General features: G+C 65.1%; 5 protein-coding genes. 4 read left to right on the top strand and 1 reads right to left on the bottom strand.

Going from position 1 to position 4,960, the window contains the following annotated elements; genetic code table 11:
- The 3 genes from JOY90_RS35800 to JOY90_RS35810 form a co-directional block, all read left to right on the top strand.
- Positions 1-1,181, top strand: a 1,181-nt coding sequence (locus JOY90_RS35800) for a sugar ABC transporter ATP-binding protein (protein WP_291695806.1), incomplete at its 5' end; no start/stop codon positions are given.
- The gene (locus tag JOY90_RS35805) at positions 1,178-2,146 is read left to right on the top strand and encodes an ABC transporter permease (protein WP_291695807.1); all 969 of its coding nucleotides are present in this window, start codon (positions 1,178-1,180) and stop codon (positions 2,144-2,146) included. The genes JOY90_RS35800 and JOY90_RS35805, both read left to right, overlap by 4 nt.
- Positions 2,143-3,135: an ABC transporter permease gene (locus tag JOY90_RS35810; protein WP_291695808.1), complete on the top strand. Its 993-nt coding sequence runs from the start codon at positions 2,143-2,145 to the stop codon at positions 3,133-3,135. The genes JOY90_RS35805 and JOY90_RS35810 overlap by 4 nt, the downstream gene beginning before the upstream one ends.
- Here the strand turns inward: JOY90_RS35810 and JOY90_RS35815 are convergent.
- Positions 3,132-4,160, bottom strand: a complete 1,029-nt coding sequence (locus tag JOY90_RS35815) for an ABC transporter substrate-binding protein (protein WP_291695809.1) — start codon at positions 4,158-4,160, stop codon at positions 3,132-3,134. The genes JOY90_RS35810 and JOY90_RS35815 overlap by 4 nt on opposite strands.
- Before the next feature lie 213 nt (positions 4,161-4,373).
- On the opposite strand from JOY90_RS35815, the gene JOY90_RS35820 reads away from it, so the two are divergent.
- Complete coding sequence (locus JOY90_RS35820) at positions 4,374-4,823, top strand: cupin domain-containing protein (RefSeq protein ID WP_291695810.1); 450 nt, start codon at positions 4,374-4,376, stop codon at positions 4,821-4,823.
- Positions 4,824-4,960 lie beyond the last annotated feature (137 nt).

Consider the following 4,960-nt stretch of genomic DNA (forward strand, 5'->3'; position numbering starts at 1 on the left):
GCAACCGGTTCGGAATGGTCGATCACGCGCGAACGCGGCGCGAAGCAAGGGCGCTGCTGCAGAAGCTCGGCGTCTCGCTGGACGTCGATGCCAGCGTCTCGTCGCTTTCGGTTGCCGACCAGCAGATGGTCGAGATCGCCCGTGCCATGGCTCATCATCTCAAGCTGCTCGTTCTCGACGAGCCGACCGCGGTCATCGCCGGGCGCGAGGTGACGCTGCTGTTCGATCTGCTCCGCCGCCTGCGAGAGAGCGGCGTGTCGGTGCTGTTCATCTCTCATCGCCTGGATGAAGTCTTTGCGATCTGCGATCGCGTCACAGTCCTCAAGGACGGACGACAGGTCGGTACGCACGACACCGCGGACGTCACCCGCGAGCGCCTGATTTCGATGATGGTCGGCCGTGAACTCGGCGATCTGTTTCCAACCCGGCCGGTCGAAACGGCAGGCGGCGAGCCGGTGCTGCGCACCGACGGCATTGCCGTCGGCGATCGCGTTCGCGACGTCTCGATCGAACTGAGAGCCGGTGAGATCGTGGCACTGGCCGGCATGGTCGGCGCCGGGCGCTCGGAGCTGGCGCTCGGCCTGTTCGGTGCGGTGCCGATCCTGAGCGGCACGATTCACCTGCGGGGCCAGCGCTTCAACTCGATGTCGCCCGCACGCGCGATCGAGCTCGGGATGGGCCTTGTCACCGAGGACCGCAAGTCGCAGGGACTGGCGATGCTGCTCGATGTCGCGGCGAACATCTCCGGGCCCGCATTGTCCGAGATCGCACGGCACGGGCTGATCGACCGCAGCCTCGAGGCCAGCATCGCCGCACGTGAGATCGAGCGCTACCGCATCGCCTGCCGCGGCCCGGCGACCAGGGTCGCCACCATGTCCGGCGGCAACCAGCAGAAGGTGATCGTGGCGCGCTGGGCACGGATTTGCCGGAGCGTGCTGATCCTGGATGAGCCCACCCGCGGCATCGACGTCGGCGCCAAAGCCGAGATCTATCGCATCATGCGCGATCTGGCCGCCTCGGGCGTGGCGATCCTGATGATCAGTTCGGAATTGACCGAAGTCATCGGCATGGCCGATCGCGTGATCGTCATGCGCGAGGGCCGCATCACCGGGGAGCTCGCAGGGCGGCAGGCGACGGAGGAGAGCATCACGCATCTTGCGACCAGCGAGCGCGCAACATGACCGGGGCTGTCGTGGCGCGCACGGAACGGCGATGGTGGCTCCGCAGCAATGCGAGCCTCGCCGGCGTCCTGGTCCTGATCGGAGCCGTCAGCCTCGTCGGCGCCACCGTGTCGGACCGCTTCCTGAGCGTCGGCAATTTCCTCAACGTGTTCGAGCAGACCACCGATCTCGCGCTCGTGAGCATCGGACAAACCCTGACCATCCTGTCGGGCGGCATCGATCTTTCCGTGGGCTCGCTGATCAGCCTGACCTCCTGCCTGACCTCGGGACTGATCAACAACGATCCGAATCGCGTCATTGCCGTTGTGATCGGCGTGCTCGCGCTCGGAACCCTGGTCGGGTTCGTCAACGCCGGCCTTGTCGTCGCCCTGCGGGTGCACCCGCTGATCGTGACGCTCGGCATGGGCGCCGTCCTGCAGGGGGCGACGCTGCTGTATGCGCTGGGGCCCGTCGGGCGCGTGCCGCGGGGATTCAATTTCCTCGCCTATGGCCGCATCTACGGGCTGCCGCTCGGCGCCACCATCGCGGTCCTGCTGTGCCTGCTGATCGCGCTGCTGCTGCGCTATCTTCCGCTCGGGCGGCAGATCTACGCGCTCGGCGACGATGCCAACGCGGCGCGACTCGTCGGACTGCGCCGGACGCGTATCCTCATGCTGGTCTATGGCTGCTCGGGATTTTGCTGCGCGGCGACCGGGCTCTATCTCGCGGCGCGCTTCGGCGTCGGCCAGCCCTACACCGGCGTCAATTACACGCTGGCCTCGATCACGCCGGTGGTGCTGGGTGGCACGCTGCTCAGCGGCGGCAAAGGCGGCGTCAGCGGCACGCTGCTCGGCGCCTTCCTGATCGCGCTCCTCAACAACCTTCTCAATTTCATGGATGTCTCGAAACACTATCAGCTCGTGGCGCAGGCGGTGATCATCATGCTCGCTGTCTCGGTCTATGTCGAACGCCGGAGGACGGTTTGAGCGAGCGGCTGACGACATCAGCTGAATTGCCACGCGCGATCGCGGCCTCCTGGTCGCTGCTCCGCCTGCTCGGCCGCTTCGGGATGATCCTCATCCTGCCGGTGCTGCTCGGCCTGGGCGGGCTGCTGTCGCCGGCTTTCCTCGGTGCGAGCAATCTCTCCAACCTGCTCCTGCAATTCGCGCCGCTCGCGATCGTCGCGATGGGGCAGGCCTTCGTGATGATCGTGCGCGGGCTCGACCTGTCGGTCGCCTCGATGATGGCGACCGCGGCCGTGATCGCCACCAGCCTTTCCGGCAGCGCCGGTGGCATCGCGGCCGTTTTCGCCGCAACCCTGGCGGTTGCGGTCGCAATCGGTGTTCTCAACGGCCTTCTGGTGACGAAGCGGCAGGTCTCGCCATTTCTGGCCACGCTCGCCACCATGATCCTGCTGCAGGGCTTCCGCTTCGCCTACACGCAGGGCGCGCCGTCCGGCAACGTACCGCCGCTGCTGCGCCTGCTCGGGGCCGGGAGATTTCACGGCATTCCCTACGATGCGCTGGTGCTGCTCGCCCTCGCCGCAGGTCTCGCCGTTCTGCTTCATCGATCCGCGTTCGGACGCAGGATCTTCATCGTCGGCGGCAATCCGATGACCGCGCGGCTGTTCGGCATCCGCTCCGACCTGGTCATGATCGGCTGTTACGTCATCTCCGCGTGCCTTGCGGCGACCGCCGGACTGATCCTGAGCGGCTATGTCGGTCTCGTCGACAACTGGGTCGGTCAAGGCTACGAGCTCGACTCCATCGTCGCCTGCGTGATCGGTCAGGTATCGCTGCAGGGCGGGCGCGGATCGATCCTCGGCGCGCTCGCCGGCAGCGCCATGATCGTCATCATCGCCAACGAGGTGCTGCTGCTTGGCTTGCCGATTCAGGTCCAGATGATCATCAAGGGAACCGCGATCGTGATCGCGGCAGCCCTTTATGCGCGCCGACAGATCGGGCTGGATGATTAGTTCGCGCTCATCCCCGTCGTCTTCTTGACCTGGTCAACATATTTGTTGGTGAAGGTCTTGCTGACGTCGACATTGGCCTTGGCGACCTCGGGCGAGCCTTCGCTGAACACCGCCAGCACCGCGTCCGCGCCCTTCGGGTCCATCTTGCCGCTCTCCGAATACATCGGAATGGTGTTCTTCAGCGCGGCGAGATAGAGCGCCTTGTCCTTGCCGACCATCTCGTCCGGCATCTTCGCCATGACGTCCTCGGCCGAGTGCGAATGGATCCAGCTCAGCGTCGCGACGATCGCATTGGTGAGCGCCTGCACCTCCTTCTCGTGCGACGACACCCAGGCCGCCGTGGAATAGAGCGCGCCGCCAGGATACTCGCCGCCGAAGGTGGCGAGCGTGTCCTTTTGCGTCCGGGTGTCGGCGAGGATCTTGAGGTCGGAATGGCCGCCCTGCAGCACGGTGACCGACGGATCGAGCATCACCGCGGCGTCGATCTGGCCCTGCTCCATGGCCGCGACCGCGGTCGCCCCCAAGCCGACGCCGATCACGGCCGCGCTGGTCGGGTCTAGCCCGTTCTTCTTCAACAAGTACTTGAGGAAGAAATCGGTCGAGGAGCCCGGCGCGCTGACGCCAACCTTCTTGCCAGCGAGGTCCTTGACCGAGTTGATCTCACCGGTGTGCTTGGGCGAGACCACCAGCACCAGACCGGGATAGCGGTCGTAGACCACGAAGGAGACGAGCTCCTGCTTCTTCGCGGCGAGGTTCACGCAATGGTCGAAGTAACCGGAGACGACGTCGGCGCTGCCGCCGAGCACGGCCTTCAGCGCATCCGAGCCGCCCTTGAGATCGACGAGGTCGACATTGAGGCCCGCCTTGTCGAACTCGCCGAGCTGCTTGGCGAGCACGGTCGGCAAGTAGCACAGACAGGCGCCGCCGCCGACGGCGACCGTCACCTTGCTCTGGGCCATGACTGCGGGCATGGCCAGCATCAGGGCGAACAGGGCGCCGGCGAGCTTGCCGATCGACTTCGTCATGGGCGGTCTCCTCCATTCGGTTGTGCGGCAACATAATGCGGCGCGGCGGGCTTGAGAAGGCGACTTTGGTGCCAGAGTGCAGTGCCGCAAAACGCGGACTGATAGCTTTATTCCTTGGAGAGCTCGCGATCTTTTCGCCGGATGGTCGATGGTCCGCGAGGAATTCGCAACCTAACATCGAGGTCATAACAACCAGCCACCGGGGAGGACGAGATGAACAAACTCACGACAACCCTGTCGATTGCCGCGGCGTTCGCCGCCGGATGCGCGGTGACGCATGTGCTACGCCCCGCGATTGCCGCCGAGACCATCACCGCGCAAGTGATCCATACCGGTGAGCTGGAAGGCGACGCCCTCTCCGCGCCCAACGCGTCGGGCATGCGCAACAAGCTGCTCGTTTCGGTCGACGGCGCAACGCTCGCGATCCAGGACGGCAACACGCCGAAGCATCTGCACGCGAACGCCAACGAAATCCAGTACGTCCTCGACGGCACCGGCACGATCTGGCTCGGCGACACGGAGGTGCCGGTGAAGCCGGGCGATCTCGTCATCATTCCGAAGGGCACGCCGCATGGCGGCACCAAGGTGAGCGGCCGCACCCTCAAGACCATCGCGATCAAGACGCCGCCGCAGGCGCCCGACGATATCAAGATGCTGGATTGAGCTTAGGGTTCTCGCACGGAGCCGTAGGGTGGGCTAATCGTACTAAGTCACATGTGTGGTGCTCTCGTTGAAATTCTTGAGCTTTTTGGAACGACCATATTTGCACAAAGACGAGTCGATTCAATGGCTTGAGTCTT

This window comes from Bradyrhizobium sp., assembly GCF_019242285.1.
Lineage (GTDB): Bacteria > Pseudomonadota > Alphaproteobacteria > Rhizobiales > Xanthobacteraceae > Bradyrhizobium.

What these genes read in the sequence shown, in the direction of transcription:
- JOY90_RS35805 (WP_291695807.1), top strand. Translation starts at nt 1,178, where the DNA reads ATGACCGGGGCTGTCGTGGCGCGCACGGAACGGCGATGGTGGCTCCGC.
- JOY90_RS35815 (WP_291695809.1), bottom strand. Translation starts at nt 4,160, where the DNA reads ATGACGAAGTCGATCGGCAAGCTCGCCGGCGCCCTGTTCGCCCTGATG.
- JOY90_RS35820 (WP_291695810.1), top strand. Translation starts at nt 4,374, where the DNA reads ATGAACAAACTCACGACAACCCTGTCGATTGCCGCGGCGTTCGCCGCC.